This is a genomic window from Nocardia sp. NPDC005745 (genome assembly GCF_040630775.1).
In the GTDB taxonomy this organism is placed as follows: Bacteria; Actinomycetota; Actinomycetes; order Mycobacteriales; family Mycobacteriaceae; genus Nocardia.
The window spans coordinates 1-18835 of sequence record NZ_JBEXYF010000007.1; the positions used below are offsets into that span (position 1 = coordinate 1).

The 18835-nt window shown below is 69.1% G+C and carries 20 protein-coding genes; 11 read left to right on the plus strand and 9 right to left on the minus strand.

Annotated features, from left to right (window positions below; translation table 11 throughout):
- Positions 1–347 precede the first annotated feature (347 nt).
- Positions 348–1517 carry a hypothetical protein gene (locus tag ABZ420_RS09440; RefSeq protein WP_357119445.1) on the plus strand — a complete coding sequence of 390 codons (1170 nt, stop codon included), beginning with the start codon at positions 348–350 and terminating at the stop codon, positions 1515–1517.
- A gap of 88 nt (positions 1518–1605) precedes the next feature.
- Here ABZ420_RS09440 and ABZ420_RS09445 read toward each other — a convergent pair whose 3' ends face one another.
- From ABZ420_RS09445 to pdxH, 4 genes are all read right to left on the minus strand, one after another.
- On the minus strand, positions 1606–1965 hold the full coding sequence (locus ABZ420_RS09445; protein ID WP_357119448.1) for an FKBP-type peptidyl-prolyl cis-trans isomerase: 360 nt from the start codon (positions 1963–1965) through the stop codon (positions 1606–1608).
- 37 nt (positions 1966–2002) lie between these two features.
- Positions 2003–3316, minus strand: a complete 1314-nt coding sequence (locus ABZ420_RS09450; RefSeq protein ID WP_083864068.1) for a citrate synthase — start codon at positions 3314–3316, stop codon at positions 2003–2005.
- Positions 3317–3497: 181 nt separating this feature from the next.
- Positions 3498–4778 carry an MFS transporter gene (locus ABZ420_RS09455; RefSeq protein WP_357119451.1) on the minus strand — a complete coding sequence of 427 codons (1281 nt, stop codon included), beginning with the start codon at positions 4776–4778 and terminating at the stop codon, positions 3498–3500.
- 68 nt (positions 4779–4846) lie between these two features.
- Positions 4847–5539: a pyridoxamine 5'-phosphate oxidase gene (gene pdxH / locus ABZ420_RS09460; protein WP_357119454.1), complete on the minus strand. Its 693-nt coding sequence runs from the start codon at positions 5537–5539 to the stop codon at positions 4847–4849.
- A gap of 121 nt (positions 5540–5660) precedes the next feature.
- Here pdxH and ABZ420_RS09465 point away from each other — a divergent pair, with 121 nt between their 5' ends.
- On the plus strand, positions 5661–6809 hold the full coding sequence (locus ABZ420_RS09465; RefSeq protein WP_357119457.1) for a citrate synthase 2: 1149 nt from the start codon (positions 5661–5663) through the stop codon (positions 6807–6809).
- A gap of 104 nt (positions 6810–6913) precedes the next feature.
- Complete coding sequence (locus ABZ420_RS09470; RefSeq protein WP_357119460.1) at positions 6914–7786, plus strand: polysaccharide deacetylase family protein; 873 nt, start codon at positions 6914–6916, stop codon at positions 7784–7786.
- A gap of 24 nt (positions 7787–7810) precedes the next feature.
- On the opposite strand, the gene ABZ420_RS09475 is transcribed toward ABZ420_RS09470, so the two are convergent.
- Complete coding sequence (locus ABZ420_RS09475) at positions 7811–8449, minus strand: hypothetical protein (protein WP_357119466.1); 639 nt, start codon at positions 8447–8449, stop codon at positions 7811–7813.
- A gap of 64 nt (positions 8450–8513) precedes the next feature.
- Between ABZ420_RS09475 and serC the strand changes: the two genes are divergently transcribed.
- The 3 genes from serC to ABZ420_RS09490 all read left to right on the plus strand — a co-directional run bounded on the left by serC (position 8514) and on the right by ABZ420_RS09490 (position 11926).
- On the plus strand, positions 8514–9638 hold the full coding sequence (gene serC, locus ABZ420_RS09480; protein WP_357038769.1) for a phosphoserine transaminase: 1125 nt from the start codon (positions 8514–8516) through the stop codon (positions 9636–9638).
- Between the two features lie 210 nt (positions 9639–9848).
- The gene (gene sepH, locus ABZ420_RS09485; RefSeq protein ID WP_357119470.1) at positions 9849–10889 is read left to right on the plus strand and encodes a septation protein SepH; all 1041 of its coding nucleotides are present in this window, start codon (positions 9849–9851) and stop codon (positions 10887–10889) included.
- A gap of 293 nt (positions 10890–11182) precedes the next feature.
- The gene (locus ABZ420_RS09490) at positions 11183–11926 is read left to right on the plus strand and encodes a hypothetical protein (RefSeq protein WP_357119473.1); all 744 of its coding nucleotides are present in this window, start codon (positions 11183–11185) and stop codon (positions 11924–11926) included.
- On the opposite strand, the gene ABZ420_RS09495 is transcribed toward ABZ420_RS09490, so the two are convergent.
- Together ABZ420_RS09495 and ABZ420_RS09500 are read right to left on the minus strand one after the other, a co-directional pair.
- The gene (locus ABZ420_RS09495) at positions 11923–12213 is read right to left on the minus strand and encodes a DUF2537 domain-containing protein (RefSeq protein WP_357119476.1); all 291 of its coding nucleotides are present in this window, start codon (positions 12211–12213) and stop codon (positions 11923–11925) included. The genes ABZ420_RS09490 and ABZ420_RS09495 overlap by 4 nt on opposite strands.
- Positions 12210–13013 carry an RNA methyltransferase gene (locus tag ABZ420_RS09500; RefSeq protein ID WP_357119478.1) on the minus strand — a complete coding sequence of 268 codons (804 nt, stop codon included), beginning with the start codon at positions 13011–13013 and terminating at the stop codon, positions 12210–12212. Before ABZ420_RS09500 ends, ABZ420_RS09495 begins: the two co-directional genes overlap by 4 nt.
- Before the next feature lie 113 nt (positions 13014–13126).
- Between ABZ420_RS09500 and ABZ420_RS09505 the strand changes: the two genes are divergently transcribed.
- The 3 genes from ABZ420_RS09505 (at position 13127) to ABZ420_RS09515 (ending at position 15179) form a co-directional block, all read left to right on the plus strand.
- Positions 13127–14329: a GNAT family N-acetyltransferase gene (locus tag ABZ420_RS09505; RefSeq protein WP_357119481.1), complete on the plus strand. Its 1203-nt coding sequence runs from the start codon at positions 13127–13129 to the stop codon at positions 14327–14329.
- Positions 14330–14372: 43 nt separating this feature from the next.
- Positions 14373–14774 (plus strand): YccF domain-containing protein, encoded by a 402-nt coding sequence (locus ABZ420_RS09510; protein ID WP_357119484.1) that lies wholly within the window; start codon positions 14373–14375, stop codon positions 14772–14774.
- Between the two features lie 165 nt (positions 14775–14939).
- Positions 14940–15179, plus strand: a complete 240-nt coding sequence (locus ABZ420_RS09515; RefSeq protein ID WP_157172645.1) for a hypothetical protein — start codon at positions 14940–14942, stop codon at positions 15177–15179.
- A 41-nt stretch (positions 15180–15220) separates the two neighbouring features.
- Here ABZ420_RS09515 and ABZ420_RS09520 read toward each other — a convergent pair whose 3' ends face one another.
- A complete protein-coding gene (locus tag ABZ420_RS09520; RefSeq protein ID WP_357119488.1) occupies positions 15221–15658 on the minus strand; it encodes a MarR family transcriptional regulator in 438 nt (145 codons plus the stop codon).
- 115 nt (positions 15659–15773) lie between these two features.
- Here ABZ420_RS09520 and ABZ420_RS09525 point away from each other — a divergent pair, with 115 nt between their 5' ends.
- Positions 15774–16013 (plus strand): DUF2530 domain-containing protein, encoded by a 240-nt coding sequence (locus ABZ420_RS09525; RefSeq protein ID WP_357119491.1) that lies wholly within the window; start codon positions 15774–15776, stop codon positions 16011–16013.
- A gap of 9 nt (positions 16014–16022) precedes the next feature.
- On the opposite strand, the gene ABZ420_RS09530 is transcribed toward ABZ420_RS09525, so the two are convergent.
- The gene (locus ABZ420_RS09530) at positions 16023–18083 is read right to left on the minus strand and encodes a neutral/alkaline ceramidase (protein ID WP_357119494.1); all 2061 of its coding nucleotides are present in this window, start codon (positions 18081–18083) and stop codon (positions 16023–16025) included.
- 126 nt (positions 18084–18209) lie between these two features.
- On the opposite strand from ABZ420_RS09530, the gene ABZ420_RS09535 reads away from it, so the two are divergent.
- Positions 18210–18827, plus strand: coding sequence for a TetR/AcrR family transcriptional regulator (locus ABZ420_RS09535; protein ID WP_210749991.1), 618 nt, complete (start codon positions 18210–18212; stop codon positions 18825–18827).
- The last annotated feature ends 8 nt before the right edge of the window (positions 18828–18835 follow it).

An 18835-nucleotide genomic window follows, 5' to 3' on the forward strand; every position in this document is an offset into this window, starting at 1 on the left:
CCGCTGGCGACTTCGTCGCGGACGCGGCGGCCACTCGGACGCGAGCCGGGCCGCGAACGGAACATGCTCGGTCTCGCTTCGCTCGAAACCGGGAGCTGAGCCGACGAGCTGGGAACGTAGGCCGAGGCGACTTCGCCGACACTGTGGCCGACCACTGCCGCAGGGTGGATGCTCGGCAAATTCGACCATCAGCGCATGACCTGCACCGTGGTACGCACGCCCGCGGGCCGGCGGCTGCGCGAGACACGGATCGTGCTCGCCTGGATGCGCAAGGACTGATCGACCCTTACTCAACCCTCAGAGAAACGCCCAGGGGCGCGCCATAACTCGCGTTTAGGGTCTGCGGCGTGATCGAAAAACGGGCCCGCTGGGGCATTCTCGCCGTTGCGCTCCTCTCGGCCGGTGCCCTCGGCGCCGGAATCACCGCGTGTACCGGGAATGATCGGGGGCCGACGGGAATCGCTCTGGTCAACGCCGATACCGGGCCCACCGGTGCGCGCGTGGTCAAGGCGTTGCAGGACGCGGGTGGTTACGAGTGGACCGCCGCCGCGCCGGGTGAGGCGAGCACCGGCGACTACGCCGCGGTCATCACGCTGCCCGCCGATCTCACGCAATCGCTGGGCACCCTGGCCGGCCCCGAGCCGAAGCGGGCCGAGGTCACCGTCGACACCAACGAAGACGCCGACGCCGACCTGGTGCACGGCGCGGTGACCGAGGTGACGCATCGGATCGGGGCGGTGGGCGTCGACGCCGCCCTCACCGCAGTCACCCAGGCCAGGACCCAGCTGTCACAGGTGCGGTTCACCGCCCAGCTGCTCGACGCGGGCGTCGGCGCGGCCGCCGCGGGTGCCGACCAGTTCAGTGCGGGCGCCGACCAGCTGCTCGGCTTCCTCGAGTCAGCCAAATCGGGTTCGGCGCAGCTCACTTCGGCCATCGCGCTGCTGAATTCCACCGTAGACGGCGCCGCCGCGCAAGCCGACCAGCTCGCCGCCGCCCTCGATTCGACCGGCGTCACGATCGCGCAGGTGGAACGCACGGCGAACACGGTGAGCGGCGGACTCGACCAGATCCTGCCGCTGTTGCGCGCGCTGCCGTTCGCGAACGATCCGGCGCTGGCCGACATCATCGGGAAATTGGACGCGCTGCGCAGTGTGTCCGCGCAGGCGGGCTCTCAGCTGACGGGCCTCGGTTCGCTCGTCGGCGGCGCGGTCGACCCGGATACCGATCTCGGTACTCTGCTTCGCACCGTCGTCGACCGCCTGACCGGTGCGAGCGCGCAACTGTCGGAGGGGGCGAAGCTCGCCGAGGGCCTACCCCAGCTCGCCGAACAGGGGGGCGCCCAGCTTGTCGACGCCATCAGCCGGCTCACCGGCGGCGTGGACCAGTTGCAGAGCATTGTCCACAACCTCAACACCCAGACCGACAACGCCGTAGCCGTCCTCCCCCAGCGCAGCAGCAGCCAGCAATCCGCACTGGCCTCCGCCCTCACCGACCCCGTCGAGATCGTCCGGCGATAGGCGGATGCGACGATGGCCCGTGTTCCTCAGCGGAACACGGGCCATACATCTCACGGTTCGCCGGCGGGCACTGTGCCGCGCCGCCGAATCAGTTGGCGTTCAGCAGGTCGATCACGAAGACCAGGGTCTTGCCCGACAGGGGGTGACCGCCACCGGTTGCGCCGTAGGCCAGCTCCGGCGGGATGGTCAGCTGACGACGACCGCCGACCTTCATCCCGGGGATGCCGTCCTGCCAGCCCTGGATCAGGCCGCGCAGCGGGAAGGTGATGGACTCACCGCGGTTCCAAGAGGAGTCGAACTCTTCGCCGGATTCGAATTCGACGCCCACGTAGTGCACTTCCACGGTGCCACCGGGCACGGCTTCCTTGCCTTCGCCCTCGATGATGTCCTTGATCACCAGCTCGGTGGGCGCGGGCCCTGCCTGGAACTCGATCTCCGGTTTGGTCATTCGGCTATCCCCTTCGATAGGTGATGGATGGATATCGTCAACGATTGGTGATCTCGCGATAGTCGCGGGCGCCGTAGCCGGTGTAGATCTGCCGCGGACGGCCGATCTTCAGCGGTTCACTGTGCATCTCACGCCAGTGCGCGATCCAGCCGGGGAGCCGGCCCATGGCGAACAGCACGGTGAACATCCGGGTCGGGAAGCCCATCGCCTTGTAGATGACGCCGGTGTAGAAGTCGACGTTCGGGTACAGGCGGCGCTCGATGAAGTAGTCGTCGGTGAGCGCGGCCTCTTCCAGGGCCTGGGCGATGTCGAACAGCTCGTCGTGGCCGCCGAGCTTGCTGAGGATGGCGTCGGCGTGCTTCTTGGCGATCGAGGCGCGCGGGTCGTAGTTGCGGTAGACGCGGTGCCCGAAGCCCATGAGCTTCACCCCGTCTTCCTTGTTCTTGACCTTGCGGATGAACTCCTTGACGTCGCTGCCGCCTGCCTTGATGCTGTCGAGCATCTCCAGCACGGCCTGGTTCGCGCCGCCGTGCAGCGGACCCCACAGCGCGTTGATGCCGCCGGACACCGAGGTGAACAGGTTGGCGTCGGACGAGCCGACCAGGCGCACGGTCGAGGTGGAGCAGTTCTGCTCGTGGTCGGCGTGCAGGATGAGCAGCATGTCCAGCGCCGCGGCGACCTCGGGGTCCACCTCGTAGGGCTCGGCCGGGAAGCCGAAGGTCATCCGCAGGAAGTTCTCCACCAGGCTCAGCGAGTTGTCCGGGTAGAGGAAGGGCTGGCCCACGGACTTCTTGTAGGAGTAGGCCGCGATGGTGGGCAGCTTGGCCAGCAGCCGGATGGTGGACAGCTCGACCTGTTCGGGGTCGCGCGGGTCCAGCGAGTCCTGGTAGTAGGCCGACAGCGCGTTCACCGCCGAGGACAGCACCGGCATCGGGTGCGCGTTGCGCGGGAAGCCGTCGAAGAACCGCTTCAGGTCCTCGTGCAGCAGGGTGTGCCTGCGGATGCGGTCGGTGAAGTCCTCGAGCTGGGCCTGGGTGGGCAGTTCGCCGTAGATCAGCAGGTAGCTGACCTCGATGAAGGTCGAGGCACCCGCGAGCTGGTCGATCGGGTAACCGCGGTAGCGCAGGATGCCCGCCTCACCGTCGATATAGGTGATCGCCGACTTGGTCGGGGCGGTGTTCATGAAACCCGGGTCGTATGTCACGTACCCGGTGCTGGCCAGCAGCTTTCCCAGCTCGATCCCGTCGTTGCCCTCGGCGGCCCTGGTGACCGTCATCGGGAACTCGCCGCCGGGGTAGGAAAGGACCGGCTTGGCGTCGTCGTCGACGTTGATGATGTTCTCAGCGGGCACGGAAGGATCCCTCTCAGGCTAGAACCACAGGCACCGGCGCGGTCGGCACACGATGCGCTTGCCTCAACGCTAGCCGTTCACCGACGCGGACAATACCGGAGGGTAGTCCTGCGGCGGCTCACAAACACATCCCGGCGCGGTGAGGTCCCGCAGGCACGGAGCGGAGCGGTCGCGGTGCACGTCACACGGCGATTTCGGCATGAGCGCGCCCGACACGGTAACGGGTGAAAGCCGGAAACGCGACCGCCGCGAGCACCACGCCCACCACCACGAGCGTGCCTCCACCGGCGGCGGCCACAGCGGTACCCAGGCTCGCAGCCGCGAAACCGTGGGCAACATCACCGATGCGCGGGCCACCCGCGACGACCACGGTGAACACCCCTTGCAACCGCCCGCGCAGATCGTCGGTGGCCACCGTCTGCAGCATCGTGACCCGCAGCGCGGCCGAGACCATGTCCACCGCGCCACCGAAGGCCGCGCAGGCCAGCGCGATCCACAAGCCCGCGCCGAGGGCGAGGCCGTGGCCGGTGAATCCGACGGCGAGGCCGAAGCCGACCATGGCCAGCCCCCACAGCGCGATGCACACCAGCACGGCGAGGCCCTGCCTGCGGATACGCGGGATCCAGCCGGAGAACACCCCGCCGAGCACCGCGCCCGCCGACATCGAGGCGAACAGCAGGCCGAGTGCGACACCCCCGGTCGCCGGGTCACCGAAGGTGTCGTGCGCGATCTGCGGGAACAGCGCACGCGGCATGCCGAACACCATGGCGATCACGTCCACCGCGAACGACGCGAGCAGCACCCGCTGCGTGGCGAGGTAGCCGAAACCGTCGAGCACCGTGCGGAATCCGGCGCGGCGCGCCGTTCCGGTGGGCGGCAGCCCGGGCAGCCGCCACACCGCCCACAGGGTGGCCAGCAGCGCGACGGCGTCGATCAGGTAGAGCGTGGCGAGGCCGACCGCGGGGATGAGCGCACCGGCCAGCACCGGCCCGGCGATGGCGCCGAACTGCATCACCGTCATGTTCAGCGAATTCGCGGCGGCCAGTTGGTCTTCCGGCAGCAGGCGGGGAATGGTGGCGCTGCGGGTGGGCTGGTTCACCGCGAAGAACGCCTGTTGCACGGCGAACAGGCCGAGCACGAGCCACACGTTCTGCACCCCGGCCGCCGCTTGCAGCCAGAAGGCCAGCGCCGTGAGCCCGGTGCCCGAATTCGTGATCAGCAGGAGTCTGCGCCGGTCCAGTACGTCGGCGAGGGCGCCGCCCCACAGGCCGAACACGATCAGCGGCACCAACCCGAACAGCCCCGCCAGTCCGACGTAGCCGGAACTGCCGGTGATCTGGAAGATCTGCTGCGGCACCGCGACCACCGACAGTTGCGCGCCGATCATGGTGACGATGCCCGAACTCCACAGGCGTCGGTAGTCCGGATTTCGCAGCGGAGTGATGTCGGCGAGCAGTTTCACCGCCGCAGCGTACGCAGTCGTCGCGACCGGTTCGACGCGAGAATTGTCACGGGCGCGCTGGGAATACCTCAGGGTTGCAAGCGCTCGACCGTGGTCGTCCCGTCCTCGATCCGCACCCGGATGCGGTTGTGCAGCCTGCCGCGCCGCCCTTGCCAGAACTCGACCTCGTCGGGACGCACCAGGAAGCCGCCCCAGTGCGGCGGTACGGGGATCTCGTCGACATCGGCGAACCGCGCGGTCGCCTCGGCCAGTGTGCGATCCAGTTCGGCCCGCGAGCCGATCGGCTGGGACTGGCGCGACGCCCAGGCGCCCAGCTGCGAGTCCCGCGGCCTGGAACGCCAGTACGCCGCCGTCGTCTCGGCGGGGACGCGCTCGACCGCGCCGCGCAGATGCACCTGCCTGCCCAGCGCGGGCCAGACGAAGGTGACCGCGGCGTACGGCACGGCGGTCAGCTGAGCGCCCTTGGCGGATTCGTAATTGGTGTAGAAGATCACACCCTCCGGCGAGAGCCCTTTACACAGCACGGTCCGCGCGACCGGCCGGGGTGTGCCGTCGGCCACCGACACCGTGGCCAGCACCATGGCGTTGGGTTCGGCGATGCCCACGGCGGTGGCCTGTTCGATCCAGTGCCGAAGCAGCGGCTCCCAGCCACCGGCGAGCCAGGTCTCGTCCAGGTCGACGTCGTCGTTGCCGCCGTGCGGAAGGCCGCCGTAGTCGACCCGCATGGCCGCCAGATCCGCTGAAGTGTCCAGGTCACGCATGGGCCAGACGTTACTCCCCGGTAGCAGCGAGCTAAGGTTTTGATGATCGGCATGTGCTCGTCAAATCCGACATCTTCCCATCGGCGAGAACGTGTGAACCAAGTGCAAGGAGAGTCGCGACATGACTACCAGCCCCGCGGTTTCCGGTGGGCAGGCCACCGTCCCCAGTGATTTCGTCAGCGGCCTCGAGGGCGTGGTGGCGTTCACCACCGACATCGCCGAACCCGACAAGGACGGCGGCGCGCTGCGCTACCGCGGCGTCGACATCGAGGACCTCGTCGAAGGCCGGGTGACCTTCGGTGACGTGTGGGCGCTGCTGGTCGACGGATCGTTCGGGCGCGGCCTGCCGCCCGCCGAACCCTTCCCGCTCCCGGTGCACACCGGCGACGTGCGCGTCGACGTGCAGGCCGGGCTGGCCATGCTCGCGCCGATCTGGGGCTACCAGCCCCTGCTGGATATCGACGACGAGACCGCCCGCGAGAACCTCGCCCGGGCCTCGGTCATGGCGCTGTCCTACGTCGCGCAGTCCGCGCGCGGCATCTACCAGCCCGCGGTCCCGCAGCAGAAGATCGATGAGTGCACCACGGTCACCGAGCGCTTCATGACCCGCTGGAAGGGCGACCCCGACCCGCGCCACACCGAGGCCATCGACGCCTACTGGGTCTCCGCCGCCGAGCACGGCATGAACGCCTCCACCTTCACCTCCCGGGTGATCGCCTCGACCGGCGCCGACGTCGCGGCCGCGCTGTCCGGCGCGATCGGCGCCATGTCCGGTCCGCTGCACGGCGGCGCGCCCGCGCGCGTGCTGCCGATGATCGAGGAGGTCGAGCGGACCGGCGACGCGCGAGCCCTGGTCAAGGGCATCCTGGACCGCAAGGAGAAGCTGATGGGCTTCGGTCACCGGGTCTACCGGGCCGAGGACCCGCGCGCTCGCGTCCTGCGCGCCACCGCGAAGCGGCTGGCCGCGCCGCGCTACGAGGTCGCCGCCGCACTCGAGCAGGCCGCCCTGGCGGAGCTGCGCGAGCGTCGTCCGGACCGCGCCATCGAGACCAACGTGGAGTTCTGGGCCGCGGTGATCCTGGACTTCGCCGAGGTGCCCGCGCACATGATGCCCGCCATGTTCACCTGCGGCCGCACCGCGGGCTGGTGCGCGCACATCCTCGAGCAGAAGCAGCTGGGCAAGCTGGTGCGCCCGGCTGCCATCTACACCGGCCCGGGCCCCCGCAAGCCCGAAGAGGTCGCGGGCTGGGCGACGATCGCGCACTCGTAGCCGAAGGCCACACACGCACGGCCGCGAGCCGGGCGTGACCGCGGACGACGTTGTGCCGCTGTCACGTCCGGCTGTGGCATCCGGGGAGCCAGAGGACCAGAGGGATGCAGGACAAAGGAATATCGAGGCGGGGGGTACTCGGCGTCGGCGCCGCGCTGGCCGCAGTATTCGCCGCCACCGGGTGCGGCGCCCCGCAGAACACGTCTTACGCGCAGGCGCGCGTGTCGGCCGCGCCGAGCGCCGCCGCGGGGGTGCGGGCCGCTCCGGTCTCGGCAGCTCCGGCAGCCGGACCGCCGGCCACCGTCGCCGCCAGATACGCCGGTATCCGGCCCCAGCGGTGGGGCATCGATATGGCTGGAATCACAAGCACTTTCCCGGCCGTCGGCAAACAGATGGCGCTCACGTTCGACGCCTGCGGCGGCCCGGGCAACAACGACATCGATGAGTCGCTGGTGAACTTCCTGATCACCGAGCGGATTCCCGCGACGCTGTTCCTCAACAAGCGCTGGATCGATGCCAATCGTGCGCGTGCCGCGCAGTTGGCGGCGAATTCGCTGTTCGAACTGGCCAATCACGGCGTCGCGCACAAACCGCTCTCGGTGAACGGCCGCGCAGCCTATGGCATCGCGGGGACCGGGTCGGCGCGGGAGGCCGCCGACGAAGTGTGGGCCAACCACGAGTTGCTGACCGCGCTGACCGGCGCGCCGCCGCGATTCTTCCGCGCGGGCACCGCGCATTACGACGATGTCGCGGTGTCCATCGTCAACGAATTGGGCGAAACTCCGGTCGGTTTCGGTATCAACGCCGATTTCGGCGCGACCGCGCCGGCCCACAAAGTGCAAGCGGCGATGAATGCCGCCGCCCCGGGCGCTATTGCGCTGGCCCATATGCACCGGCCGCATTCGGGAACCGCGGCGGGCATGGCCGCCGCGCTGCCGACGATCCGCGCGATGGGTTTCACCTTCGTGCATCTGTAGCCGCTCGGCCGATTCGCCCGCGGTTCACTCCTCGAGCGATGCGATCCAGTCGACGGCGACCGTTTCGCCGTGGTCGACCTCGAAGAAGGCGACCTCCAGATGCTGGCCCAGGTCGACGAGACGGATGGCGTTCAACGGCACCGGCTGGACCAGCCGCACCCGCCACGGTTTGGTCTCGTCCCAGGCGCGCAGTTCGAGGTCCAGACGCAGCACCGGGTCGTCACGACCGGAGTAGTCGGCCGCGACCGGCGCGGCGGCGAGCACGGTCGCGTCGGCGCGGCGGCCGTCGGCGAGGATCTTCGCGATGCTCGCCCGGCCGGATTCCTCCAGGTCGGGCACGTACAGCACGAGGCGATCACGGTCGCGCGGGTCGACCCGGCAGCACACGACGTCGCCCGCCCGCATCCATTCCAGATCCGCCTCGGCCACCCGTTGCCGCACCCTGCTCTCGTAGGGGAACTCCCCCGCCATCTGCACCCGCACCCAGAACACGTGCCCTGGTTCGGTGCGCCGCGGACGCACGCCGAGGATCGTCGCGGTCCCCGACTCCCCCCGGATCAGCAACTCCCGCCGCATCGCGTCCGAGACCGTCGCACCGCGCAGCCGGAAATTCCGTGCCCGCTCGCGCAGTCGCCACCCCGAGTTAGCTGACGCCATGCTCATGGGCGCTTACGTTAGCCGGAGTGTGGGCGTCGCCACAGCGATACCACCGACTACCCTGTTCGCCATGACCTCTGCGTTTCCGACCATTCCCGACGATCTCAAGCCCGCCGACGGACGGTTCGGTTGCGGCCCCTCCAAGGTGCGTCCGGAGCAGCTGCAGTCGCTGGTGAACGTCGGCGCCTCGGTGTTCGGAACCTCGCATCGGCAGAAACCGGTCAAGGACGTGGTGGCGCGCGTGCGCTCGGGCTTGCGCGAGCTGTTCGGCCTGCCGGACGGCTACGAGGTCGTGCTCGGCAACGGCGGCACCACCGCGTTCTGGGACGCCGCCGCGTTCGGTCTGGTCCGGGAGCGTTCCCTGCACCTGACCAACGGTGAGTTCAGCTCGAAGTTCGCCGCGGTGACCAAGGGCAACCCGTTCATCGGCGATCCGATCGTGGTCTCGTCCGAGCCCGGCAGTGCGCCGGAGCCGGTGTCCGATCCGTCGGCGGACCTGATCGGCTGGGCGCACAACGAGACCTCGACCGGTGTCTCCATCCCGGTCCGGCGTCCGGCGGGCTCGGACCACGCGCTCATCGCCATCGACGCCACCTCCGGCGCGGGCGGCCTCCCGGTGACCATCACCGACGCCGACGTCTACTACTTCGCCCCGCAGAAGTGCTTCGCCTCCGACGGTGGCCTGTGGGTCGCGCTGATGAGCCCGGCCGCGCTGGCCCGGGTGGAGGAGATCAAGGCGTCGGGCCGCTGGACGCCCGACTTCCTGTCGCTGCCGATCGCGATCGACAACAGCACCAAGGACCAGACCTACAACACCCCCGCGCTCGGCACCCTGCTGCTGTTCGCCGACCAGATCGAATGGCTCAACGGCAACGGCGGCCTGGACTGGGCGGTCAAGCGCACGCTGGACTCGTCGTCGCGGCTGTACTCCTGGGCCGAGTCGAGCGAGTACGCCACTCCGTACGTCACCGACCCGGCGCACCGCTCGCAGGTGGTGGGCACCATCGATTTCGCCGATTCGGTCGACGCGGCAGCGGTGGCGAAGATTCTGCGCGCCAACGGCATCGTGGACACCGAGCCGTACCGCAAACTGGGCCGGAACCAGCTGCGCATCGGCATGTTCCCGGCGATCGATCCGGACGACGTCAGCCAGCTGACCCGCGCCATCGACTGGGTCGTGCAGAATCTCGGCTGAGCGCCGCGTATTCGGATCCGACGGCCGCAACACGCCCGGGATCGACACGCCGCAGAATTAGGCGCGGCGGAGCAAACAGAGCAGATTAGCGGGGCGCGGACGTCTCTCCGGAGATTTCCGTGCCGCGTGTCCTGCCCCATGAATCTCAGATGTGCACTACTGTTTCGGAAAGTGGGCGGTGTCGCGAGTCGACGCGATAAGGAGGTAACGGTGCGTGAACTTCGAGTGATCGGGGTGACGCCCGACTCCACGCACATCGTGTGTATCGACACCGAGTCCGGTCAAAAGTTCCGGCTGCCCGCCGACGACAAACTGCGAGCCGCCGCGCGCGGAGACCTTGCCCGATTCGGCCAGATTGAGATCGAAATGGAAGCAACTATGCGTCCCCGCGATATCCAGGCCCGTATTCGCGCAGGGGCCTCCGTAGAACAGGTCACCGAAGAATCCGGAATGCCGGCCAGTCGCGTCGAGCGATTCGCCTATCCGGTCCTGCTGGAGCGAGCCCGCGCCGCCGAACTCGCCCAGAAGGCACACCCGGTCCGCCCCGACGGTCCCGCTGTGGACACCCTCATCGATGTGGTCACCGCCGCGTTCACCGCGCGCGGACACAACATCGAGGGCGCCGAATGGGACGCCTGGAAGGACGAGAAGGGTTACTGGGTCGCCCAGTTGCAGTGGCAGAACGGGCGTTCCGAGATCGCCGCGCACTGGCGTTACCAGCCGGACGCGCACGGCGGCTCGGTCTCACCGCTCGACGATCCGGCTTCCGATCTGATCGATCCGGATTTCGGGCGCGCGCTGCGCGGGCTGGCGACGATCGTGCCTCCCGAACCCGAACCGGCCCCGCCGCAGCCGGAACCGGTGGTCGAACCGCGTCCCGCCCCCGCCCCGGCTGCGCCGCCCACTCGGACGGCGAGCAGGCAGAGTCAGCCCACGCTGGACGAATACTACGAACACCGAGCCGTCGCGGCCGGCGGCACCGCCGCCGCGATCCCGGCGGCCACCAACGCCGCTCCCGCCGCGGCCGGTACCGCGACCCCTGCCGCTGCCGGTAACGCGGTGCCCGCCAACGGCGCCGCGACCACCGCGACCGCCACGGCGGAACCCACCGCGCCCGCGCCCGCCGCCACCGAAGAGCCCGCGAAGCCCGCGGCCAAGGCTCCGGCGAAGCCGAGTCGCGCCAAGCGCGGCAAGGCTCCGATGCCGTCCTGGGAGGACGTACTGCTCGGGGTGCGCAGCTCGGGTCACTGAGCCCTTCCCCGCCACGCCCGGTCTTCCGGGTAGTACCGATCCCGGACGCGCGAGCGCGTTCGAGTGCCGGATATTTCCGTGAAGCGCCCGTGCGCAAGCGAAAACTGTGATCACGAACCGATGTTCGCGGTGCGAAGCCGCACCGCGACCGGGGCGGGGCGAGTAAATTTTCGGTGTGGTCGACGACGTGCGTCGGCGCCGGGCAGGTCACCGCAGCGGTGCGCCGGTCGGCGCCTCCGGGCGTTGCTCGAAGTTCGCGGAGTTGATTCGTGCGACTATCGGGAGGTGCCGGAATGCTATCCAAGGCCTGGTCGCTCTGGTACGTCGACGCACCCGATCCCCGTACGGTGCTGCGCGCGAACCACAATCCGGATCCCTCGGCCGCACTGGCACTGGCGAAGCAACTGCACGAGGACCGCGATGTGCGGCCGGTCATGGTCGGCACACTCGCGGGTTGCGCGGGCCCGGCCGCCGATGAGGTGTGCATCGGCTGCTTTCCCGGCGTGACGGTGCTGTGCTCGGCCCAGTCCGCGCGCATCCACCCGACCGAGATCCCGGAGTTGCTGGTGCGGCCGCTCGCCTCGGAGCACACCTACTTGGTGTCGTTCGACGTCGAGCACGGCTGGGGCGCGTTCGCCCATTGGGAGCGCGGCGAATTCCGCAGGTCGTTCAGCTCGACCCGGGTGCGCATCCTGGAGGACGAGGGTCTTCCGCTGGTGTGGGAGCGGCCGTACTGGGCAGGCGAGCATCCGGTGCGCCGACGCGCGGGCGAACTGCCCGACCCCCATGCGCTGCCGTTCGATCCGCCGGACTTCGCCGACGCGGCCAACGACGAATGGCTCGGGTTCCACTACCGCGAGCCGGCCGCGCCCGGCGTGCTCGCGCCGGGCGACATCCCCGTCTGCAAGTTCGCGCTGCACCCCAAGGGCACGATGCCCGATTCGCCGGTGCACAGCGCGGCCGATGGCGGGGCGCACAACCCCACGCACAGGCGCGGCCTGTTCGGCTGGCTACGCGGACACGACCCCGTCGGCTAGCCGCCGAACAGCAGCACGATCCATCCGAGCAGCACACCCGCCGCGCCGCCGCCGATCACCCACCGCGTCACCGGAGCGAAACGCCAGCGCCAAGCGGTGGGCGCGGCGCCGCCGACCGCGACCAGGTTCACCGCCACCGCGAGTAAGGGGTGCACTTCGGCCAGCGCGGCCCCGAACGAATACACCGCGACCGCGGCCAGCAGCGCCACCATCACCGCCACGGTCAGCCCCGCACCCCAGGGCGTCGGGTCCTGGTAGGACGGATACGGGCGATACGGTCCGGTCACGCCGTCCGCACCCGCTCGTAGAACGCCATCGCGGCCGCCGTCGCGACATTGAGCGAATCGGTGCCGGGCGTCATGGGAATGCGCGCGCGGACATCGGTGGCCCGCATGGCCTCCTCGGTCAGTCCTGGCCCTTCGGCCCCGAGCAACAACGCCACCCGCTCCCCCGTCATCGCCGCCGCCAGATTCGCCGCCGCCGGATCGGGAGTAAGAGCGATGATCTGGAATCCCTTGCGTCGCAGTATATCCAGCCCGGCGGGCCACTGCGGCACGGACGCGAACGGAACCCGCAGCACATGCCCCATCGATACCCGCACGGCGCGGCGGTACAACGGGTCGGCACAGCGGTCGCCGAACAGGATCGCGTCGGCTCCCAGTCCGGCCGCGTTGCGGAACATGGCGCCGAGGTTCTCGTGGTCGTTGACGCCCTCGAGCACCGCGACGGTGCGCGCCTTCTCGAGCACCTCGTCCACGCCGAGTCCGGCGGGGCGGCGGGCGACGGCCAGCACGCCGCGGTTGAGGTGGAACCCGACCACCTCGGCCATCACCTCGGCCGTCGCGCGGTAGTACGGCACGTCGACGGCCGCCAGATCGTCGGCGAGTTCGGCTCGCCTGCGCTCCACGCCGAGCAGAGCGGTGGGCGCGAAGCGCGAATCGAGCATCCGCTGGACCACCACGACGCCCTCGGCGATCACCAGCCCCTTGCGCCCGGGCAGATCGGGCCTGCGGTCGACCGACTTGAGATCACGGAAGTCGTCGACCCTGGGGTCCGCGGGGTCATCGATATCCATCACTTCGGCCACCACTCCATCCTGCCGGGCGGTCGCGGCACAGGCCGAATCGGTGTTCGCCCGGCGGTCGCGAGCCACGGATAATCCGGGTGCGCGCGGGTGCGCGAACGTGGGATCGTCGAGGCATGACCTCCTCGGGAATCACGGTTCGGTCGGCCACCGCGGACGACGCGCCCGCGATCACGACGCTGGTCGAGACCTCGTTCGGCACCCGCTACGACCCGGCCGAGATGCGAGGGACACCGCTGCTGTTCCCGGTGGAGAACTCGATCGTGGCGGTCGAGGGAAGGGAGGTCGTCGGGCACACGCAGTCCGCCACCATGACGGTGACGGTGCCCGGCGAGCGGACCGTGCGGGTGTGCGGCATCGCGAGCGTCGGAGTGGCGCCGACGCACCGGCGGCGCGGCATCCTGCGCGCCATGTACACCGAGCAGCACCGGCGCGTCGAGGCGGCAGGCCTGCCACTGACCATGTTCACGGCGAGCGAAGGCGGCATCTACGGCCGGTTCGGCTACGGCACCGCGACGCGGGAGAACGCGGTCGGCATCGACCGCCGGTTCGCGGCGTTCCTTCCGTCGACGCCCGATCCCGGCGGTGTCACGCTGCGGCAGCCGGCCGACCTGCGCGCGGCCGCGGAAGCGATCTACGACCGCTGGCGCAGGCTGGTGCCCGGCGCGCAGGTGCGCCCGGCGGCGGCCTGGGACATCGTGTTCGACGATCCCGAGCGTTACCGCGAGGGCGGCAGCACGCTGTTCGGACTCCTGCACGCCGACGGCTACGCGCTCTACCGGTACCACGCGGACGGCAGGGCGCGGACGGTGGAAGTCGCCGAACTGCGGACGGTCACCGCCGAAGCGCACGCGGCTCTGTGGCGGGCCCTGCTCGGCCTCGATCTGGTACGGCGGGTGGATGCCGTGCTCACCGACCACGACCCGCTGCCCTATCTGCTGACCGATCCACGGCTGGTGCGCACCACCGCCCGCTACGACGGACTGTGGCTGCGCCTGATGGACGTCCCCGCGGCGTTGACGGCACGCGGCTACACGGACGACCTGGATGTGACGCTGGCGGTGACCGACCCGTTCCGCAACGCGAGCGGCACGTTCGCGCTGCGCGTGCGGAACGGACAGGCGGAATGCGAACCGACCGATCGCGCGGCCGATCTCGAACTCGGCATCGACGTGCTCGGCAGCATGTATCTGGGCGCGTATCCCGCGCGGGTGTTCGCGGCGGCGAACCGGTTGCGGGCCAAAGATTCCGCCCACATCCGCGCAGTCGACGACGCCTTCCGCGCGGAACGCGACGCGATGCTCGGCTGGTTCTTCTGACGACCCGCGCCGCACAGGCGCCGCAGACTGGCATGCTGGTCTCATGAAGCCGATTCAGCTGGTGCTCAACATCCTGTGGCTGGTCTTCGCCGGGTTCTGGCTGGCGCTGGGCTACATCGTGGCGGGCGTCATCTGCTTCATCCTGATCATCACGATTCCCTTCGGCATCGCGTCGTTCCGGATCGCCGCCTACGTGCTGTGGCCGTTCGGGCGGACCACCGTGGAGAAGCCGGGTGCGGGCGCGGGCTCACTGATCGGCAACATCATCTGGTTCATCGTCGCGGGCTGGTGGCTGGCGCTGGGCCACCTGCTCACCAGCATCCCGCTGTTCGTCTCGATCATCGGTATCCCGTTCGGCTGGGCCAACCTGAAGTTCATCCCGATTTCGCTGTTCCCGCTGGGCCGGGAGATCGTGGACAGCGACCGTCCGTTCGGGGAACGGTAGCCGCGCTCATCACCCTGTTTCCCCGCGACACTTGTGTGATCTGCATCACAGAGTGTTAACGAAATCACATCTCCGTGCGAATGTTAGCTAGAAGGTAACTGATCTTTTCCAGTGCCCATCGCGCCCCGAGCGGGTGCCGAGCCGACCGCACAGGAGGGCTCCACCATGACCGACCGCACCGCCCGCAGGCCCGACTCGGAGACCGCGCCGCTCGCGCCGATCGCGGTGACCCTGGGACTGCTGCTGCTCATCGGCGCGGGCGCCCGGCTCACCCATCTGCCCCGGTGGGCCGACGACTACGGCGTCCTGGTCTATCCGGCCTTCGTCCTCTGCCTGACCATCGCGGGCAGCCTGCTGTGGTGGGGCGGCGGGATCATTCTGCGGCTCGTCCGCACAAACCGTTGATCCGGGCCGCCATCGGCGGCCGGTCGATGAATTCCGTTGCGCTACTCGGACTCCGCGACGATCTGCTTCATGATCGCCACCGCCCGGGTCAGCACGACGAGCTGCTCCTCGGTGAGCGTCGACAGCTGCTCGGTCATCCACTCCTCGCGTGCGCTGGCTTCATCGGCGATGAGCGCGCGGCCCGCCTGGGACAGCGAGACGATGATCTGACGGCCATCGGTGGGATGCGGGTTGCGTTCCACCAGATCGAGGTCGGTGAGCGAGGCGATCACGCGGGTCATCGAGGGGGGCTGCACGCGTTCCTTCGCGGCGAGCGCGCCCGGCGTCATCGCCCCCTCGCGCGCGAGGGTGGCGAGCGCGGAGAGCTGCGTCAGCGAGATCTGCGAGTCGGCACGACGGCCGCGCAGGTGTCGCGTCAGTCGAACGACCGCCAGCGAGAGCTCACCAGCAAGGGCTCTGACATCCGATGGCGTTGTCACAGTGGCAAACGATACGGGACCGCGGGCGGGCGGTCGCGGCTTCCGGCCACTGGTGGACCACTCGTCGCCGCGCGGTCGGCGGAGTTCATCCAACCGGGCCGATTAGGCTGAACTCGTGACGCAGAAAGTCCCGCAACTCCCACCGCGCCTCACCGATCCGCGCCCCGTGCTCGCGGTCGGCAGCGTGTTGTGGCTGATCGCCACCGTGGTGGTGTGGGCGGGCGGCGACCGGTGGGCCTCGGCCCGGCCGGTCTGCCTGATGGGGCTGGTGGTCGGACTGCTCGCGCTCGTGATCTATCTGGTTCAGCGGCGCGGCGCGCGGCGGGGGGACAAAGGCGCGCAGACCGGTTTGTAGCCGATCGGGTTACGGTCGGCCGATCTCGAATTCGTCGGTCGTGCCGGTGATCGGATAGAGCGCGCCACCGGGATCGAGACGGGTCGCGTCGTGCTGGAAGCGATGACGTCCGGGCTCGGCATCCAGGGGGATATCCCAGGTGAATCGGGCTATCGACTCGGCGAGGCCGCGCTTGCTCCAGTGGTATCTCACCGCCCACTCGCCCTCGTTGGCCACTCGTACCCATTCGCCGGACGCATTCCTGCGCTGCACTTCCAGGAACGTTCCGTTGCGGCGGTTGTCGTGCTTCGGGTGCGCCGAGACGAATTCGGCCACCACTCGGTCGCCGGGGCCGTAGGACGGATGCGGCTGCACCAGTACGTCACCGAAGCCGCGCCCCGGCACGGCGGCGTCCGGACCGGCGCCCGGCTGGAAGTTCGGTTGCAGATGGGACACATCGCGGGGCGCCGGGCCGCGCGGCACCGGCGTGCGGGCGGCGAATGCCGTGGCCAGCCGGGTGAACTCCTGCTGATAGGCGCACAGGGTGTAGCGGCCGAACAGCGTCGAGGCGCCCTCGTACTGCTGGGAGTCGTATTCCTCGGGCGTGGTGACGTATTCGTGGTAGGCGTTCGCGTATCCCTGCATGAGCACCTGCTCCAGCGGGACGTTCAGCGCCGCGGCGACGGCGCGGCGAATGCGCAACCCCGACGTGATGGTGAATTCGCCTCCCGCGGCGGCCAAATAGAGCTCACCGATGCGAATAATCTGGATCGGCAGCACATTCGGCACCCAGGCCACCGGAGGCAGCAGGCCGAGCGGCACCGCGATCGCTTTCGGCGCCTGCGCGTCCGCCAGCCAGGCCGGCGCGGGCCGAGCGGGGTCGCCGAGCGCCTCGAGAAACGGATTGCGCACACCCTCCGGAATCGGGCCGCCGGGCAGGCCCGGACCGTCCTCGACGCTGCCCGCGATCAGCGAGACACCCGCCGCGGCCGGTGCGGTGCGCCGCGGCAAGCCGTCCGGTGTGAAACGGCCGTCCACGGCGATGTCCGCCAGATCGATGTAGCAGAGCATCCCGTCGACCGGGCCGGAGATCTGCCGAGCCCGCGCCGCCGCGTCTTTCGACGCCGCGTACTGCCGCTCGCCCAGGATGCGGGTGTTCTCGAATTCGTCCTCGGTCGGCCCGGAGCCCTGGCGCAGATTCAGGTTCGGGGACATGTCACCGGCGTTGGTCTGCGCGAAGGCGGCGACGAACGCGGGCTCGCCGTCCAGATAGCGCACACCGTGCTCGATGTGCTCGGCGGAGAACGAGGCGTAGCCCTTGTTGTCCGAGCTGATCAGCCGGTTCGCGTTGGTCATCGACGTGTTGTGGGTGGCGAACCAGGTGATGGAGCCCGCCATCCGCCCGCCCTTGCGCAGGACGAGAGTGGTCACGGCGGGGTCGATGGCGTCCGGGAAATGTTGTTTGTCCGCAAGCGGATTGAGTTCCCAAGCCACCCGCGAGCGGTTCACGCTCGCGTTGCGCAGTTCGGCACGGCCGAGCGCGAGCGAGCCGGGGCCGAGATCGGCGTGCGCGGCGGCGATCGCCTCGACGATCCCGTTCACCTCGGCGTCGTACACCTGCTGCTGGAAACCGAGGATGGACAGGTTGTAGGCGTAGTCGTTGCTGGAGCCGCCACAGGTCGCGTGCGAATGCGTCGAGGTGAGCAGGACGTTCTGCTCGGTGTACAGATCGCCGAAGCGCCGGGCCAATTCGGCGAGCACGCCGCGGTGCACGGACTGGAAGATCATCCCGTTCTCGGCGACCACGAAGACGATCCGCCGCCCCGCGCTGCCGATGACGAACGCCCGCGCCCGGGGGCGCAGGTGGATGCCCGCGGTCTGCTGTTCCAGCTGGGAGTAGCCCATCATCCCGCATTCGGCGGCCGGGCCGGTGATGTCGGAGAGTCCGACGCCGATCTCGTAACCGCCGGATTCCGGCGCTGCGGCCGCCGGAACGGCGAGCGCGTCGGTCATCCCGGGCACCGTCGCGGCCGCGAGCGTGGCCGAACCGATCGCGGTCCGGGCCAGAACAGTTCTACGCGATACCGGCATACCCGTCTCCCTTCTGTCCCGAAGCAGCGAACCACACAACTGGTCACTCGTCCAGTCAAAATTTTTCCGGCCCGTGAATTGACTGCGCGGGCGCTGGGCGCTTAACTCCCTTGGGTGTCCTCCCGATTGAGCGTCGAAGAACGACGGGCCCACCTTATCGAGGCCGCGATCGGCCTTGCCGAGAAAAAGGGCGTTGCGGGCGTGACCACCCGCGATGTCGCTCAGGCGGCCGGTGTCTCGCTCGGTGTGGTGCATTACTGTTTCGAAAACAAGGACGCGCTGATGACCGAGCTGGTCAAAGCGTTGTCGATGGAATTACGCGATTCTGTCGACGCAAACGAAACGGTATGGCAGGACGTCGGAAGTGGAAAAGAAGCCCTTCAAAAATTGATCCGCGCGGGACTGGAACTCATGTGGCTCAACATTGAAGCCACTCCGGAACGGCAGCTGCTCACTTACGAAACAACCACCTACGCGTTGCGCGAAGGCGAGCAAACTCCGGCGAAACTCGCGATCGCGCGCGAGCAGTACAACTTCAACGACTCCACGGTCGCCGACATCCTCGAGCACGCGCGCGACGCGACCGGCACGCGCTGGTCGGTCCCGGTGCAGACGCTGAGCCGGTTCACGCTCAACGTCATCGACGGCGTGGTACTGCGCTGGCTGGTGGACAACGACAGCGAGAGCGTGCGCGCACAGCTCGATCTGCTGAGCGAGATGCTCACCGAGAACGCGGCCCAGTAGCCGCCCGC